Below are 16,935 nucleotides of genomic sequence, written 5' to 3' on the forward strand. Positions count from 1 at the left end.
ATTGCAAATGGCTGTCGATCACTCGGACCGGGTTTGGTGTCAGCAACTTTGGCGTTGGGGCGAAGTGCGATCTTAAATGGCAACGCTCAGGACTGCACGGCCTGTCCGTTGGAGACGGACAGATGCGCGGTCTTTTCCCAATTCATCCGGGCTTCGATCATCAAGAGCGCGGCGCCTACAAAAAAGCAGAAGGCACCGACGAGCAGATTGGCGTTCGATGTCTGAAGGATCCACGCTGGCTCAGCGCCTTTCGGGGTGAAGGCAATCGTTGACGAGATCATGAACGCGACGCAGCCGAGAAGGTTGATGAAGACGATCCACCATTCCATCTCGAACGGCTTGAACGACCAGTGCGCGTGACCTGCCTCGATGTAGGCGAGGTAGCCGGAGACCAGAAACAAGACGGAGCCAATCATGCCGGGCACCCAGATGACGAAATCCTGGACGTACCAGACCGCTGGCGCGTTGATCGCGTCGAAGGTGTTGAAATTGAACGCGACCGTTCCGACGAATTGGGTCAGCGTGCACCACCATCCCGGGTTTGCCGGCTGCCAGCCAATGACCCGGATGGGTTGATCGGACGCAACAGGGGTCGCATTGCCGGTAAACTCGGGGGTGTTGGCTGCCTGGAAATGCTGGAGGTAGCCAGCGATGGTGAAAGGGACGGAACCGGCGAAGAAAATGAGGTTGATCTGCAGGCTCTCAAGGGAGGTCGGCACAAGCGACAGCAACGATCCGAGCATGAAAAGAAACGCGCCGACCGCAAAGGACAGGCCCGTCCACCAGTTGTACGCCGGACGATGCCAGAAGGGCTGGCTGCTTTGCTGCGGCAGCCGAACAAGCCCCTTTCTGTGCCGCCGTGAGCGCCAGACGAAGTGTTCGCCCGGCAGGCTAAACCTTCTGTAGGTGACGAACGGCCAGGGCCCCTTGCGGTGGACTTCTTCCATGGTTGCGGCAAAAGCCTGTTCTGTTCCGTTCATTCTGCTTCCCGCACGCTCTTGCAGTATCAGCTTTTCTTGTTCCGAAGGCCGAATGGCTGTCCTGCGCTCCGAGGAGCGCAGGACGTTCACGCTTAGTGGTGAAATCCGGAGAATTCGTCGCTTTCCAGAGGTTTGCTCGGCTGATGGACGGTGAGGTGATCCAGCGCGGTTTTCATGTCGTCGATCAGGAGTGAACAGAGATCGAGACTGACCCCGTTGCGGACCAGGATGCGTTGAATGGCCTGATCCTGGCAATTGGCCGGAAGCGTGTAGGCTGGGACCTGCCATCCCCGGACACGCAACCTGTCGGCGAGGTCGAACAGGTTGAACCCGGGGTCTTCGCCTTCTTTCATTTTCCAGGAAACCGCCGGTATGCCGCGTTCCGGGTCGCCATCGAAGACCACATCGAACAAACCCAGTTTGCCGATTTCATCTGCCAGATACCTTGCGCTCTTGTAGCAGGCGCCGTGCACCTTGGCGTATCCCTCGTGGCCCAGGCGAAGAAAGTTGTAATACTGGCAGACGACCTGCCCGCCCGGGCGCGAGAAATTGAGCGCGATGTCGCGCATGTTGCCGCCGAGATAATTCACCCAGAACACCATGTCCTCCGGCAGGTCCTTCTCTTCCCGCCAGAGCACCCAGCCCACACCGAGAGGGGCAAGGCCAAATTTGTGACCCGAGGTGTTGATTGAACGCACGCGGGGCAAAGAGAAATCCCAGACCAGCTTGGGCGCACAAAAGGGTGCGAGGAAACCGCCACTGGCGCCGTCGACGTGAATGGGAATATCCAGGCCGGTTTCTTCTTCGTATTTGTCCAGAGCCTCACTGACGTCCTTTACCGGCTCGAATTCCCCTGTGAAGGTGACTCCCAGAGTGGGAACCACCCCGATCGTGTTTTCATCGCAGAGTTTGAGGACTTCCTCCGGCGTCATCAGCAACCGGCCGTTTTCCATGGGAATTTCGCGGTGTTCGATATCCCAGTAGCGGGTGAACTTGTGCCAGCAGATCTGGACCGGACCGGTGATCAGGTTCGGCTTGTCGGTCGGCTTGCCTTCGGCGCGCCGCCTTGCCTCCCAGCGTCTTTTCATCGCAAGGCCGCCAAGCATGGCCGCTTCGCTTGAACCGACCGTCGAACACCCCGTTGCCGAGCCTTCCGGAGCGTGCCAGAGGTCCGCGAGCATCTGCACGCAGCGCCGCTCGATTTCGGCCGTTTGCGGATATTCGTCCTTGTCGATCATGTTCTTGTCGATGCAGTCTTCCATCAATTGATGGATTTCCTGTTCTTCCCAGGTCTGACAGAAGGTTGCCAGGTTCTGCCGCGCATTGCCGTCAAGCATCAACTCGTCCCGGACGACTGCATAGACATGGCGCGGATTTCGCTCGCTCTTGGGGAACTCTGATTTCGGCAGCGAGGAAACGGCGTCCCGTGCTCCGTAGACTTCGTCGTATTGATGGTGACGGGTCTTGCTCATTTCTCTCTCCTGTCAGGCGTTTGGAAGGTCGGCTCATTACCTGTATGGATGCTTTTGGCCTGCAATTTCCAGTAGAATTCTCGATTTTGAGTTTAGGATATATCTTTTATCGCCAATCCGTGCGCCGCAGCACATGGACATTCTCGAAGCGGCAAGCCTGCCTGCCTGTCAGCTAATTCCGGCTGTCACGGTGCCACCCTTCAGACGCTCCTGGGGTTTGGCGCCGAAAGAACGCAGCCCAACCTTCAGAACAGCTCCGCGCGGAAAAGACGAATTCTCACAGGTGGTTGGCTGCCGCGAGGATCGTAAAAAGGCGAAGGCCGCCGCGCCGAACGATGGTTCGCTTCCAAGGGAAACACCTTCAAATGGGTCATGACGGACAATGGCGCGGGGTACAGGTCCAGCCTGTTTGCGACGACGCTCCAGCGGACCGGCGCAAGACCTGCTCGAGCCAGATCTTACAGGCCGCAGCCCAACGGAAAGGCAGAGCGTTTCATCAAAATACTTCAAGAAGAGTGGGCTTACGGAATGTCCTTCGGATGCTCAGAACAAACAAACGCTGGACTGCCAAGATGGCTCAACATCGACAATTGCCAGCGTCCGCACGGGGGAGACAACTTCAACACACCGATCAGCCTCTGAACATTACTGGGTGCAACCGCATTGGAAAGCACCCCTCGTTTTTCGCTATGCTCTCTCGCGTTGCTTTTTCAGTACAGCGCCAAGTCCGAGCTGACAGATATGGTCCGTCGACTGCCCCCTGTTGTCCGAAGTTCTGATTTGCTGCATCGGGTAATCAAAGGCGCGGTCCAGGGAGCTGAAACCGTGCCCATGAGAGTGAAGCAGGTGATCCAGGTTCCTTTCAGGCGCTGGCCAGGAAGCGGGTAACGTCTTCGGCAAAGCGCTCCGCATACTGGAAGTGGAAGGCGTGCCCGGAATCGGGATAGATGGCGAGCTGTGCATTCGGGATGGCCCTGACCAGCGCCAATGAGTTTTCGACCGCAAAAGCCCTGTCGAAATCACCGTTGGCAACAAGAACCGGAACCTTGATCTCGCCCAGCCTCTTGAAGGCACCGTCTTCGCCCTGGAAGAACTTTCGGGTTGCGATCCCCTGAGCGGCGCGAGTCTGCATGGTCGTTTTCAGCGTCGCTCCGGCCACCGGGTCACCTCCGCCGATACGGGCAAGCGAGGCCATCCCGGCTGCCTGGCTCGTCTCGCTGTCTGTGTAGAAAATGAAAAGCATGTCGTCGGGGGTGTTTTGTTCCTTACTGGCGACCGCGAGCCAATCTTCGGGAAGGGGGATTGCACCCTTCACTGCAAAGCTCGGTGTGGTTCCAGCAAGGACAACACCCCCCAACCGGTTGCCATATTTGGCTGCCAGGATCTGGGCCGTCATTCCCCCCATCGACCAGCCGAGCACATGCGGGTTTTCCAAATCGAGCGCATCAGCCAGAGCAACGGCGACGTCGGCTGCCCCTTCCAGGGTATCGGGCACGCTTCCACCGCTGTCACCCACGCCGGCACTATCGAAGGTGATGACCCGGTGGTTGCCGGCAAGTGCGGCGGTGAGAGCAGGGTCCCAGTCGGCCATCGCCGCCCGAAACCTGTTGAGCATCAGCAGTGGCCGGCCTTCTCCCTGGCTGCGCCAGGCGATCGGCGTGCCATTCACCTCCGTCACATTCACATTGGCGCCGGACCGGACTTCCTGGATATCGAGTGGCATGTCTGTCTCCTCTGCATAAGCTCACGTCCGTCCTGGATCAGGTGGGTGAGACTGGAATTTAGGGGCGTTTCTCCTTGGCTTTGGATTTTAGATTATGTTTGTAATCAAAAGTCGTCAAGCTTAGATTATGGAGATAATCTTAAATTGAGAGGACGAATATGCGGGTCAGTCGTGAAGTCGCTGAAAAAAATCGGCAAAAAGTGGTGGCCTCCTCAAGCCGACTGTTTCGGGAGCAGGGCTATGACGGGATTGGCGTAGCCGCCCTGATGAAGGCAGCGGGTCTGACCCACGGTGGTTTTTACAAGCAGTTCGAGGACAAGTCGGCGCTGGTGGCGGAGGCGACCGAAGCCGCATTGGCCGAAAACCGGAAGAAGTGGCAGGACGTCATTGCCGCATCTGACGACAAGGCAGGTGAAGCAATCGCAAGCTGGTACCTCTCACCACTGCACATCGATAACAGGTCAGACGGGTGTTGCTTTGCGGCGCTCGCAGCCGAAGCGCCGCGCCAGGGCGTCAAGGTTCAGGAGACCTTCGCGGAGGCTCTGGAAGCGAGCGTCGATCTGCTAGCCGGACCAGACGGCAATCGCAACGAGGCGATGCGGCAACTTTCCACGATGGTCGGCGCCCTCGTGCTGGCCCGGGCTGTTGGGTCTGAAGCGTTGGCGCAGGAGCTCTTGGAGGCCGCAAAACAGAAGCCGTGAGACCCCGCAACGCCTTTTCAATCGTCAATGGCCGGTCGGCCCGGATGAATTAGTTTTCCTGCCACTGGCCTGAAAGCTCGATCATGGCCAACAGCTTGAGTGTATTGCCATAATAGTCTTCATCGGCAATCGGAATGCTGATCATGGCCGACCAGAGAGCGTCCAGCCAGGCTTGATCTCCCTCGGGATCGCCGCTACCGGCAATCGCACCAGCAGCAAACATGGCGATAAAGGCGGCGGAGCCGGTGGATTCGTCGTCCGGGATGCTTCCGTCGAGCCGATAGGTCGTCGCAATCTGGAACGGATCCTCTTTCGCCGCACCTCGGATCCAGCGGTTGATCATGGCGAGATGGGCCGCAGCTCGCGTATCGCCTGTCTCAAGAAGATCGAGCGAAAGCCGCCAGGGAAATCTGAGGGCGTTCCAGGAAAATTGGCCGTCGCCGGCCCCTTCCAGATAGAAGGCCTTCGCTGGCTGCGGGTCTTGCGGAAGGCCCACCAGAAAATCCGGCACCAGGCCGGTGTTTGCGGCATGGTCCGCAGAGATAGCTCCCCACACCTGGTAGCCGCGGTCACGTATGGAGGTCCAGCGTGGCGACAGGTCGCCGGCGGCTTTTGCGAAGAGCGCAAAACTTGCCGGCATGAAATCGGAAGAGCGGGATGCGTTGGAGTAGTCATCGTCAACCGCCCAGTCGCCGAGGCGCATCATCCCGTCAGCCGTGACCTCGCGCTCCAGGATTGCCTGCTGGGCCTGGTCGAAGGCCTCTCGGTAGCCGCCCCATTTCTCGTCGGCCAGAAGAAGCGCCAGGGCCGTGTCCAGATCGCCATCGGTTGCAGACATGTCGCCCCCGTCCGGGCCGTCCTTGCAGTCGCGGGTCTGGTTCCAGGCCATCAGGCCGGGGCCGGAGGCCGCCTGGTGCTTGCGGTAAAACGACACCATGCCTTCGAAGTTTTTACGCGCTTCAGGATCGCGCGACGCCATTTTGACAAGCGCCAGCATGCCGTACCCGTGTGCTTCGGAAACGGTGAGTGTTCCGGTGGCACTGCCGCCCCACGTCGGCTTGTCGTCACCTGCCGTGTCGACGTAAGTGCCGCCGCATCCCTCGTGCAGATAGGTTGTCTTCCAGTCCGCCCAGAACCTGTCCAAACTTGCCAGACGCTCGGCTTGCGGTTGCGATGGAAACAATGGCCGCGCTTCAACGGGCAGAAGCAGAAAAAGACACCAGGCAAGCGTCGCAAAAAAACGGAACAAAAAATGGTCTCCTTAACAAACGGAGTGCGCCATCCCTTCTACGACATGTCGAACCTGCCCAGAAGCAAAACAGCTTGGGGCGACTTTAAATACACAAACTTTGATCTGTGAAGTGACGGACCACCCGTTTCCCCGAGCGGCTGGACATAGGAGAAGAGACCCCAAGTCATTCTGCCCTCCGCTTTAAACCTCCCGTTTGCCTTTCCAGTCTCAAAATCAGGGGCTTTCACATCAGTCAGGACTGGACGGGCTCCTGCTAATCATCCGATCGTCCTGTGGGAAGCCGCCGTAGTGCAGACACGTCTCGGTCGCAGCCTCGATGCCCTTCCTGAGAGCCGCCGCGATGTCTCCAGATTTCGCCGATAGACACCATGATTGCTGACGGAGAACGCGCGCAGGACTATCACCGCGGTTCTGCGTTTTCGTTCAGTTTCGTCAGAAAATAGCTTCGCTTCCGACGAAAGAAGGCCCGGGGACTGTCATGTCCCCGGGCCTTTCGTTGTTTTGGTGTCTTGTCGCTCACATCATGTTGGGGATGAAGAGGACGATGGCGGGAAAGGCCAGAATGATGGCGACCCGGGCCACATCCACCAGCAGGAAGGCCCAGAGCCCGCGGAAGATGGTGGCCAAGGACACGTCCTTCAGTACCGATTTCAAGACGAAGGCATTCAGTCCAACCGGTGGCGTGATGTAGCTGAGTTCGGTGACGATGACCACGTAGATGCCGAACCAGATCAAGTCGTAACCGAGATGGGCGACAATCGGATAGAAGATGGGCACGGTGAGTGTGATCATCGACAGCCCTTCCAGCACACAGCCCAGAACGAGATAGATGGCCGTGATCAGAAGGATCGCCAGGAGCGGATTGCCGACGCCGGTCACCAGCGACTGGATTTCTCCGCCCATGCCGGAAATATTGACGTAGTTGGCGAAAGTCAGCGCCCCGAACAGGATCAGGAACATGCTGGCCGTGGTTTTCGCCGTGTCGTAGAGGGTCTTGAGCAGATCCGCGAACGTCATCCGGCGCTGCAGAATGACCAGCAGAAAGGCTCCGCCGGCCCCCATGCCCGCGCTCTCGGTCGGCGTGAAGATCCCGAGGTAGATCCCTCCCATCACGAAGACGAAGAGGCCGAGCGCCCCGACGATGCCCTTGAGTGCGAGCAAACGTTCCTTCAGCGGCAGCTTCGGTTCGGTTTCCAGGTCCACATGGCGTGAGGCAACGGAGATGCGAACGGCAACAACATAAAGCAGCACGCCGATGATGCCGGGAATGATACCGGCGAGAAACAGCTTGCCGATGTCCTGCTGGGTCATGATGCCGTAGAAGACGAGAATGACCGAGGGCGGAATGAGAATGCCAAGCGTGCCGCCGGCTGCAATCGAAGCTGTCGAGAGCGAGTCCGGATAGTGGAACCTTCGCATCGAAGGCATGGCGATTTTCGTCATGGTTGAGGCCGTTGCCAGCGACGAGCCGCAGACCGACGAGAAGCCGCCGCAGGCAACCACGGTTGCCATGGCCAGTCCGCCCTTGCGATGCCTTAACCAGGCATAAGCGGCGGCATAGAGATCATTGGCGATCCCCGATTGCACGACGAAGTTGCCCATCATCAGGAACAACGGCAGGATCGACAGCGAATAGGCGCGGCTGTTGTCGAAGAAGGTCTGCCCCAGCAGAGCGAAGGATGGTTCGATCCCGATCAACGCTGCCGTTCCGACCACGCCCACCAGAGCCAGCGCCAGGCCGATTGGAACGTTGAGCAACAAAAGCGCGAACAGGACCGCGATACCGATATGCCAGTCACCCAATGTCTTTCCTCCGAAAAATATCCGCAAGGCAGATGAGGGCAGCGATCATGCTCAGAACCGAGACGAGGTATCCGAGCGGGGCGAGCGGCAATTTGAGTGTTGGCGTAATCCCGTTGTAACTGGCGATCTGGTCGCCGATGATCCACAGACGCCATGAAACCATGGCCAGCACACCAGCAGACACCAACGCCACCAGCCTGGACAGAAGCACAGCCGGAAGGCCATGTAGTTTTTCCGCCACGATATCCACGGAGATATGGTCGCCATCGAGACTGGCGGCCGGCAAACCGGTGAAAATGACGGCTGCGAGAATGAGTTCCGTCAGTTCCGAGGCACCAGGCACAGGTGAATTGAACAGGTAACGGCCCAGGACGTCGGCGATCGTCAGGCCCATCATGGCAAGCAAGAGCACGGCGCAGACGAGCGCAATGCCCCTGCGAAGCCAGCGGTCGATGCCGCCGGCTTCCACGTTGGCCAGGCTCATTCGCCTTCCAGCTTCGAGATTTCCTGGAGGAGCATCTCGTAAGCTGCGGCACCATCGACCCCAGCTTCCGTCACCAGAGCGATATTGGCATCCACGACCGGTTGGAAGCGCTCGCGCAACTGGTCGATTTCCTCGTCGCTGGCCTGATGGACCTCAATGTTGCCCTCCAGGGCCTCCTTGCCGGCCGCATCGGCCCGGTTCCACATTTCGCCGGCGCGGCGTGCAAGCGGCTCACCGAGAAGCGTTGAAATTGCCGCCTTGTCTTCCTCTGGCAGCGCATTCCATGTGTTCTCGTTCATGACCATCATGAAGGCCGTGTTGTAGACGCCGCCCTCGGCAACAAAAGCCGAGCTCAACAGGTCGTTGAGACGGAAGAAATTGACGGTCTCCCAGGGAAAGAAGATCCCGTCGGCAATACGCTGGCTGAGCAGTTCGTAGGACTTGGAAGACGGTCCCTCGATGGGAACGGCATCGAGCAACACGGCAAGGTCGTGGGCGACAACGCTGCCGACGCGGATCTTCTGGCCGGCAATGTCGTCGACGCTGTTGATCTCGGAGGATGAGAAGATCTCGCCGGGGCCGTGTGTGTGGACGGCAAGAACCTTGACGCCGTCGTATTCGCCTGCCTGTTGCAGCATCGCCTCGTGGACGCGCCAATAGGCGACGGAGGTGACCACGGCATCATCGCTCAGGAACGGCATTTCGGCGATGGCGGAGGTCTTGAAACGACCCGGCGTATAGCCCTGGACCGTGTAGCCCATGTCCACGATCCCGTTCTTCACCAGATCGAAGGTTGCAGGGGGCGGGGCAAGCGGTGCGGGCAGCATATTCACCTTCACCCGGCCTTCAGTCACCCGTTCGATGTCCTTTGCGAAAGGTACGATCAGTTCTGAAACCTGGGGGTGGGACGGCGGTAGCCAGCTGTTGAGAGTGAGAACGGTCTCTGCGCTGGCGCTGCCGGCAATAAACACGCAGGCACTTGCCAGGAGTGTCGCTAATTTACGCATCTTATTCCCTCTGTAAGGATTTTTGTGAAGGCGTGCCATTTCCGTTGTTTCCCGGATTTCGGCACAAACGGCCGCTAGCGGTTCGCCGCCAGGTGGTGGTAGTCGCGGCTGAAGTAAACGAGCCCCTTTCCGGGCTTCTCTCCCAGGTGGACTGACTTGACCTCACAGAACATGACGGAATGCGTTCCCTGTTCGAAAACGGAACCGATCCGGCAGTCCATGGAGATATTGGCATCGTTCAGAACAGGAGATCCGGTCTCCAGGGTGGTCCAGTCCCCATAGGAGAACCTGTCGACGCCCTCGACATAGCGGGCGAAGACGCCCGCCAATTCCTGATGCTGGGATGCAAGAACATTCACGCACAGCACCCCGTTGCGCAGAAACCGGTCGTGCACATAGGCCTTGCGGTTGATGCATACGAGAACGGTGGGCGGCGTGTCCGTGACGGAGCAGACCGCCGACGCCACCAGGCCGTGCTTGCCGGCTGGGCCGTCGGACGTGATCAGGTTGACGGCAGCGCCCATCCTGCTCATGCCTTCCCGGAAATCGAGTTGTCCCTGACTGAGTTCCATGAGCGCTCCTCCTTCTCGGTTAGATATCCAGCACCAGCTTGCCGCGGCCGCGTGAACAGCAGACGCAGATCTGGTCCCCGTCCTCGCGCTCTTCATCGGTGAGAAACTGGTCGCGGTGGTCGATGTCGCCTTCCAGAACGTCGGTGACGCAGGTTCCGCAGACGCCTTCCTCGCATTTCACCTCGATCTTGACGCCCTGGGCGGCAAGTACCTTGGCGATGGTGTCGTCCGGTCCGATCGTCACCGTGATGCCGGAGGCCCGGGCTTCCACCTCGAAGCTGTCTCCGGTGAGGTCGACATCCGCGCTGAAATATTCCCGGTGGACGTTGGCGCTTGCGTGGCCTGCGGCTTCTGCCGTCGAGATGACCCAGTCCATGAAGCCTTGCGGACCGCAGACATAAAGATGCGTTTTGGCGGAAGGCGCTGGCAGATCCCGGTTCAGGTCGAGTCGCTGTGCCTCGTCCTGATCGTCGAAATGAAACACGACCCGGTCTGCTAAGGGAGCGGACGTAAGCTCATCGAAAAAGGCCGTCCGGTCTTTGGACCGGGTGCAATAGTGAAGGACAAAGTCCTTGCCGAGCGCGTGAAGGCGCTTGGCCATGGCAATCATCGGCGTGACACCGATGCCGCCACCAAGGAGGACCGTCTTTTCGGCCGTTTCCTCAAGCGGGAAATGATTTCTCGGGCCTTCGACTTCGAAGGTGGCTCCGATGCTTGCCAATCGGTGGACGGCAGTCGAACCGCCGCGCGAGTTCGGATCCTTCAGAACGCCGATCTCGTAAAACCCGGTTTCAGCCGGATCCGAGCAGATGGAATACTGACGCCACAGGTCGACATCCGGCAAATAGAGATCCAGATGCGCCCCCGCCGAGAATTCCGGCAGATCGTTGCCGGACAGGCGAATGCGGGCGATGTCTCCGCGGTCGTCGATCCTTTCCTCAACGGTCAGATGCAAGGTCTTGGTCATGAATGCTTACCGTACGTAGAGCCCGCCGTTGACGTCCCAGCAGGCGCCGTTGACGAAGGCCGCTGCGGGGGAGGCGAGCATGGTGACCATCTCGGCCACGAATGCCGGATCGCCCAACTGGCCAACCGGAATGTTCGCGATGGCTGCATCGATTTTGTCGCCCAGAACCGACCGCACCATGGGGGTGTCCATCGGCCCGGGAGCAATTGCGTTGCAGGTGACGCCGAACGGCGCCAGATCGCGGGCGAAGATTTTGGTCAGGGTCAGGATCGCTCCCTTGGACGCCGCATAATGGGCGCCTGTTGCCGTGCCGCCGTTTTGGCCGGCCAGGGATGCCATGTTGACGATCCGCCCATAGCCGCGTTCCTTGAAATGGCGGCCGAAGATCTGGCAACCGGTAAAGGTGCCACCGGCGTTGGTCGCAAGGATTTCGTTGAATGTCGCCGGGTCGATGTCCAGCACCGCCTCCGCTTTCGTCCGCGCAGCGTTGTTGACCAGAACTTCGACCGATCCCCAATGCTCGATGCATTGATCGAGGACATGCTGGAAGTCTTCCGGCTTGTTCACGTCCAGGGTCGCGGTCCAGCCGGTTTCGCCGGCAAGATCCAGTTCCGAGGCAAGAGCGGCAGCTTCAGCGCCCGGGTCGACATCGGTGATAACGACCCGGAAACCGGCACGATGGAGCGAACGGCAGACCTCCTTGCCGAAGCCACGGGCACCGCCCGTGACGACTGCGGTCTGAACCTTCTCGGGCAGCGGGGCCGCCATCAGAACAAATAGCTGAACGAGTTCAGCATCCCGTCTGAGTTCAGGAGCTTGACGATCTTCTGCTGGAGAAGAAAGCCGCTGCCACTACGCTTGAGCGTGTAGTACGCATCGCCTGCCCATACCCGCTGACGCCCGAACTTGTCCTCGACAAGGTGTTCTGCTGCGCGAACCTTGATGAGGTCCCCGGACATCTCCTCGATCACGATCCGGCTGATCGTGCGGATGGTTCTTGCAGGTGGCGCGGAAGAAATCGAGAAGCCTGCCTTGAACCGGCCGACACGATCCTTGCGCATCTTGGCGTTGTCATAACAAAGGTTCACCTGGTCGGCGTAATCCTCGCCGTCTCCGATCGGCATGATGTAGAGACCATCTTCGGTCCACAGATCGAGCCAGGTGTCGTAGTCCTTGCGGTCCAGGATGTCGGCCTCTTTCCAGAGAAACCCGGTGACATCCGTCAGGACATTTGCATCTACCATCGTCATCTTAGGCACCAACCATCATTCGTTTCCACATTTCGTAAGCCGCACGCATGCCGGTTTCGGCACTGATGTGACCACGCGGTCCGAGGTCGCCCGGTTCTTCGTCGACCATGCCGCGGTTGACGAGGATCGGAAGCTCTCCGCCCCCCCTCGTGCCGCGTTGGACCCGCTCCCAGACCTCAGCGTCGTCGGGAGACCCGAAGCCCATCGGGCCCTGGAAATGCTCATGCAGCCGGATACGCATCCGGTTGGCAGCCTGAGGACCGCCGTCCATGCCGATGGCGATGTGACGGATGTCGGTCTGGTCGACGCTGACCGGTGTCAGAACGCGGAAGAACGCGAGGCTGAACGACACGTTCGGGAAGAGGTTGAGGTTGAAACCGGCGCCGCCGACGGCCTTGACGATCTTCTTGACCTGCTCCTCGGAATACCCTTCGGCACGAATTTCCTCGGCCAGCTCCTGGAAGCGCTCCTCGATCGGCTCGTCGAGCCCGGCATCCAGGTCTTCCCGCTCGGGGATCATCATCATGACGGAATGACCGTTCCCGAGGTCTTCGACCCAGCCCCGACCCTTGTCGAGAAAGTCGAACATGTCCTCGGTCGCTTCATCGAGCGACTGCAGGAAGGACTTGTGAACCACCGGGAAGTGATAGGCGTCGGTGGTGTTCTCGAGCTGCACCTTCCAGTTCATCGGCACCGTGAACTGGTGTTCGCCGAGCACCTTCACCGGGAAGCCGCCACCCTGCTTCATGAACAGGTCGATGTATTTGCAGACCTTCGGGCCGAGGAAGTCGACCAGCGGTTCGATGTTTTCGTTGAAGGTCGCGAAGACCATGCCGTTGTAGCTTTCGGTGCGCAGTTTCAACAGGCCATGCTGCGCCTTGTCGAAGTCGTCGCCATACTGCTCGGGATAGGGCAGGGCGCGCAGCGAGCCGTCGAGGCCATAGCCCCAGCCGTGATAGGGGCACTGGAAGGACGAGGTCTTGCCCTTCTTGACTTCACACACGGTCGCCGCACGGTGGCGGCAACGGTTGACCATGCAATGGATCACACCCTTGCGGTCGCGGACCACGATGACCGGATCGAGACCGACATTGGACAGCTTGAAGGAGCCCTTTTCGGGAAATTCGCTCTCATGGGCCACCCAGACCCAGGTGTTCTTGAAGATCTTTTCCATCTCTTCCTGAAAGAGATCGGGATCCTCGTACATTTCCGTCGCGACTTTCGCCTCCTTGTTGGAATAGAGCGCGTCGAGATCGCTGAATTTCGGCATTGCGGCTGTCATCGTTCAACTCCTGTGAGCAGAGGGGATTTCCAGGGCGCGGCCCATGCGGGCTTCGACCGTCATGTATTTCCAAAGGCGGTGGTTTTCCTCGCCCACCTCGATGGTGCGCAGCAGGTTGCAGGCGCTCTGAACGGCTTCGCGGTCGGGAAAATCCACCAGCATGTACCAGGTAAAGGGAAACCCGCTCGTCGCGCCGACCATGGTCTGGTCATCGTCGAACGTTCCGATGATTTCCACGCCCTCCATCTCGTTGATGGAGGACATCAGTTCCTGGGTCGCTTTCCAGACCGGGCCGATCTGATCGAACGGCAAGCTGAAAAAGGTCGGATGATTGTTGAAGCACAACAACGTGCGGACCGGTTTTTTCTCAGTCATTTTCATACCTCTGACGGGTCTGGATTTACGGATATCCGGGCATGGTCGCCTGGTCGAAGAAGGCAGCTCCCGCAGCCGTCCAGGTTCCCTCCGACAGGAAGGCGTGTTGGGCCACGGCGGCGGCGTCGATCCAGCAACGGTTCAGCGAATGCCCGATGTCGATGGCGTTGGAACCGCCAAGCGCGAACGCCATGCGTGCAGCTTCCGCCCCATCGCGCGCTGCCTTCGAGGCCACCATCCGCAGGCGGATGTGCGTGTCGCGGCTGACCTTCTCGTTGTGTTCGAGCTCTTCGTAGGCTTCTTCCAGCGTATCGTAGAAGAGATGGGCCGCACCCAGGTAGACGCCGCGGGCCTTGGCGTATTCGGTCTGAAGATACGGTCTGGCTCCGGGAGGCGGAGCTCCGGTCACCGACTTGCGCGACCCGGTCTCGTAAATGTAGTCCAGGGCAGCTCTTGCAGCGCCCAGGGCGACCACCGCCAGCACCTGAGACGCAAGCGCCATGGACGGATAGCGAAACACTTTGTCGTCCATCGCCGGCGCGCCGCCACGGATGAACGTCCACTCTCGGGGCACCACAACGCCATCGATCTTGATGTCATGGCTTCCGGTTGCGGCCAGTCCGACCGTGCGCCATGTATCGACGACCTCGATCTTGTCGCGCGGCATGATGGCGATCAGCGGCAGCTTGGTGTCGTTGTCCTCAACCTTGATCCCGGCTCCGGCCAGATCTGCGCCCATGATGCCAGAGCCCCAGGGCCACTGACCGCGCACCTCGTAACCGCCGTCCACGATCTTGGCGGGTTGGGGCGGAAACATGGCTCCGGCGAAAACCGTGTCCGGGTTGGACTTGTAGATTGACTCGTATGTCGCTTTCGGCAGGGACGCGAGATAGGTGGCGGAAACGCCGAAGCTTGCCACCCAACCAGCCGACGCATCGGCGGCCGAGATATCTTCGATCAGCCGGCAGAAATCGGCGGGGCTGAGTGCGTCACCGCCATAGCGTTTCGGCACAAAGGCGCGGTAGACACCCAGTGTCTTGAAGTCATCAACCACGTCCTGCGGGATATGGCGCAACTTGTTGAACTCGTTGGCCCTGTCCTTGATCCCCGCCAGGATGTCTTCTTTGGTTTTTGGCCGTGCTGCCACGGCTCCTACTGCGCTCATTGGTTTCTATCCTCTTGTCGAAACATGGGAAACGTGTCGGCTAACCATTCTGCGATGGCGCAAAGCCGCGCATCGTCCGCCTTGCGCCCGACAATCTGAAGGCCCATTGGAAGGGAGCCGTCGACAATGGCAAAAGGCAGCACCAGCGATGGATGGCCGCTCAGATTGAACGGCCGCAAAAACCGCGTCAGCGGAATGATCTGGGCCGGGTCCGATGCCGCTTCGAGCGTCGGTGGAACAGTCGGCAGCGCCGGCATGATCAGCGCGTCGCACTGTGTCAGTGCGGCGTCGACAGCGTCGGTGAAGCGGGTTCGATCCGTCTCGGCAGCCCTGACGTCGGCAGGGGTTACGGATTGCGCCTTGGCGACACGCATTTTTACATCCGGCCCGAGAGGCGGTTCGGCATCCAGCAGATGACCGAAAGCCTGTGCGGTTTCGTAGCTGATGATTGTCATGCCTGCTTCAAACGCGTCGTCGAATGCGTCGAGCGCGATCCGTTCCAGCCCGGGCAGTTCTCGTGAAAGCGTCGCAAAACTGTCGCCGCTCGGGTCTGGATCGGTCGTGACCCAGGCCAGACGTGGCGCGGATTTGCATGTGTCTGTCTTGAACGTAGGGTCGCTGCCCGCCATCGCCTGCGTCAGTGCTGTCGCTGTCCGGGCAAAAACACCGACGCAATCCAGTGAACTGTCCGCCGGATGACACCCCTTGCGGCTGATGCGGCCAAAGGTTGGTTTCAGGCCATAGACACCGCAACATATGGCGGGTTGGCGAACCGAGCCGCCTGTGTCTGTCCCGACCGCGAAGTCGCAAAGGCCCGCTGCAACGGCAACGGCCGAGCCTGACGACGAGCCGCCGGGGATACGGTCTGGCCAATTCGGATTGACGGGAGTGCCGAAGACGGTGTTGACGCCGGTTACGCCAAAGGCAAGCTCGTGCATGTTTGCCTTGCCGATGATCTTGCAACCGGAAGCCAGGAGAGATTTCACCACGTCCGCATGATCGGACGGCATGGAAGAGACCGCCGCCGAACCGCACGCGGTCACTTCGCCGGCGATGTCGATGCAATCCTTTATGGCAACACTCAACCCATCCCCGCCCAGGTTAAGGCGGCGGATGAGCGCATGCGTCCCTGCGCTCTCGTTGATCATTTTAGTCCCTCTGGTTGCCCTGTTTTTATGGGCATTTGCGGTAATATTACCGTGTCATTGATCTGTGTCAATCAATATTCACGTGAATATTGATATATAAGTTCGTTTGAGGCACTCTCTGTGGCGTTGAACCAAACCAACCGACCGGAGACCGATTAAATGTCTGATGAACGCCTCGCCCTGCTGGAAAAGCGTCTGGCCATCCTCGAAGCTGAAGCTGAAGTGCGGCGCGTCCAATCGCGCTACATGTTCCTGTGCGACACGCCGAACCCCGAATTTGGATGCGACGACGACGCCAAGCGTATCGACCTGATCATGGAGCTGTTCGCACCCGAAGCGGTCTGGGAAGGCGTTGGCGAATATTACGACAATCAGTTCGGCCGTGCCGAAGGCTGGGACGCCGTCAAGAAGCACTTTCAGGGGTTCTGGGGCGGCAAGACCGATCCGGCGCTGATCCTGAACTGCCACTATCTGACGTCCGAGCAGATCCGGGTTGCTGACGATGCCATGACGGCGGAAGGCAACTGGGTGCACATGCAGCCGTGGCTGTTCTCCGACGGCAAGGCTCTGCTGCGGTCGTCCCGCCTGTTCAACAGTTACCGCAAGTGTGAGGACGGCAAGTGGCGGTTTACCCGCAACCGGACGGAAAACGTGTTCGTGGCGCCGCTGCCGGCGACCTGGGCGTCCGACTACCCGTCGAAATCGGTCCTGATGAAGCCGTAACGGACGGCTTTGGCTGCAAGCATCACCCAAA

General features: G+C 59.5%; 18 protein-coding genes. 3 read left to right on the forward strand and 15 right to left on the reverse strand.

The genetic code is table 11. From position 1 onward, the window contains the following. Positions 1-86 precede the first annotated feature (86 nt). A complete protein-coding gene (locus FMN63_RS10365; RefSeq protein WP_205513976.1) occupies positions 87-980 on the reverse strand; it encodes a hypothetical protein in 894 nt (297 codons plus the stop codon). Between the two features lie 92 nt (positions 981-1,072). Then, positions 1,073-2,452, reverse strand: a complete 1,380-nt coding sequence (gene gad / locus FMN63_RS10370) for a glutamate decarboxylase (RefSeq protein ID WP_148583898.1) — start codon at positions 2,450-2,452, stop codon at positions 1,073-1,075. Between the two features lie 372 nt (positions 2,453-2,824). Between gad and FMN63_RS29985 the strand changes: the two genes are divergently transcribed. Next, positions 2,825-3,094, forward strand: a complete 270-nt coding sequence (locus FMN63_RS29985; protein WP_148583899.1) for an integrase core domain-containing protein — start codon at positions 2,825-2,827, stop codon at positions 3,092-3,094. Between the two features lie 220 nt (positions 3,095-3,314). Here FMN63_RS29985 and FMN63_RS10380 read toward each other — a convergent pair whose 3' ends face one another. Beyond that, positions 3,315-4,175: an alpha/beta fold hydrolase gene (locus tag FMN63_RS10380; RefSeq protein WP_148583900.1), complete on the reverse strand. Its 861-nt coding sequence runs from the start codon at positions 4,173-4,175 to the stop codon at positions 3,315-3,317. A gap of 158 nt (positions 4,176-4,333) precedes the next feature. On the opposite strand from FMN63_RS10380, the gene FMN63_RS10385 reads away from it, so the two are divergent. Beyond that, positions 4,334-4,876: a TetR/AcrR family transcriptional regulator gene (locus FMN63_RS10385; protein WP_148583901.1), complete on the forward strand. Its 543-nt coding sequence runs from the start codon at positions 4,334-4,336 to the stop codon at positions 4,874-4,876. 49 nt (positions 4,877-4,925) lie between these two features. Here FMN63_RS10385 and FMN63_RS10390 read toward each other — a convergent pair whose 3' ends face one another. From FMN63_RS10390 to FMN63_RS10445, 12 genes are all read right to left on the reverse strand, one after another. After that, positions 4,926-6,125: a glycosyl hydrolase family 8 gene (locus tag FMN63_RS10390; RefSeq protein WP_148583902.1), complete on the reverse strand. Its 1,200-nt coding sequence runs from the start codon at positions 6,123-6,125 to the stop codon at positions 4,926-4,928. Between the two features lie 519 nt (positions 6,126-6,644). Continuing rightward, a complete protein-coding gene (locus FMN63_RS10395) occupies positions 6,645-7,931 on the reverse strand; it encodes a TRAP transporter large permease (RefSeq protein ID WP_148583903.1) in 1,287 nt (428 codons plus the stop codon). Then, entirely contained in the window at positions 7,924-8,415 is a 492-nt protein-coding gene (locus FMN63_RS10400; protein ID WP_148583904.1) for a TRAP transporter small permease, read from the reverse strand. Before FMN63_RS10400 ends, FMN63_RS10395 begins: the two co-directional genes overlap by 8 nt. Continuing rightward, on the reverse strand, positions 8,412-9,422 hold the full coding sequence (locus FMN63_RS10405; RefSeq protein ID WP_148583905.1) for a TRAP transporter substrate-binding protein: 1,011 nt from the start codon (positions 9,420-9,422) through the stop codon (positions 8,412-8,414). The genes FMN63_RS10400 and FMN63_RS10405 overlap by 4 nt, the downstream gene beginning before the upstream one ends. 74 nt (positions 9,423-9,496) lie before the next feature. Further along, a complete protein-coding gene (locus tag FMN63_RS10410) occupies positions 9,497-9,994 on the reverse strand; it encodes a flavin reductase (RefSeq protein WP_148583906.1) in 498 nt (165 codons plus the stop codon). A 19-nt stretch (positions 9,995-10,013) separates the two neighbouring features. Further along, positions 10,014-10,961 (reverse strand): PDR/VanB family oxidoreductase, encoded by a 948-nt coding sequence (locus tag FMN63_RS10415; RefSeq protein ID WP_148583907.1) that lies wholly within the window; start codon positions 10,959-10,961, stop codon positions 10,014-10,016. Positions 10,962-10,967: 6 nt separating this feature from the next. Further along, positions 10,968-11,729 (reverse strand): SDR family NAD(P)-dependent oxidoreductase, encoded by a 762-nt coding sequence (locus tag FMN63_RS10420; protein WP_148583908.1) that lies wholly within the window; start codon positions 11,727-11,729, stop codon positions 10,968-10,970. Further along, a complete protein-coding gene (locus FMN63_RS10425) occupies positions 11,729-12,211 on the reverse strand; it encodes an aromatic-ring-hydroxylating dioxygenase subunit beta (RefSeq protein ID WP_209001060.1) in 483 nt (160 codons plus the stop codon). Before FMN63_RS10425 ends, FMN63_RS10420 begins: the two co-directional genes overlap by 1 nt. A 1-nt stretch (position 12,212) precedes the next feature. Then, on the reverse strand, positions 12,213-13,493 hold the full coding sequence (locus FMN63_RS10430) for an aromatic ring-hydroxylating oxygenase subunit alpha (protein WP_148583909.1): 1,281 nt from the start codon (positions 13,491-13,493) through the stop codon (positions 12,213-12,215). Positions 13,494-13,496: 3 nt separating this feature from the next. Then, on the reverse strand, positions 13,497-13,868 hold the full coding sequence (locus FMN63_RS10435) for a hypothetical protein (protein WP_148583910.1): 372 nt from the start codon (positions 13,866-13,868) through the stop codon (positions 13,497-13,499). 25 nt (positions 13,869-13,893) lie between these two features. Then, entirely contained in the window at positions 13,894-15,033 is a 1,140-nt protein-coding gene (locus FMN63_RS10440) for an acyl-CoA dehydrogenase family protein (RefSeq protein WP_148583911.1), read from the reverse strand. Beyond that, complete coding sequence (locus FMN63_RS10445) at positions 15,030-16,181, reverse strand: amidase (protein WP_148583912.1); 1,152 nt, start codon at positions 16,179-16,181, stop codon at positions 15,030-15,032. The genes FMN63_RS10440 and FMN63_RS10445 overlap by 4 nt, the downstream gene beginning before the upstream one ends. 159 nt (positions 16,182-16,340) lie before the next feature. Between FMN63_RS10445 and FMN63_RS10450 the strand changes: the two genes are divergently transcribed. Next, the gene (locus FMN63_RS10450; protein WP_148583913.1) at positions 16,341-16,904 is read left to right on the forward strand and encodes a nuclear transport factor 2 family protein; all 564 of its coding nucleotides are present in this window, start codon (positions 16,341-16,343) and stop codon (positions 16,902-16,904) included. The last annotated feature ends 31 nt before the right edge of the window (positions 16,905-16,935 follow it).

Source organism: Stappia sp. BW2, from assembly GCF_008107695.1.
GTDB lineage: Bacteria > Pseudomonadota > Alphaproteobacteria > Rhizobiales > Stappiaceae > Roseibium.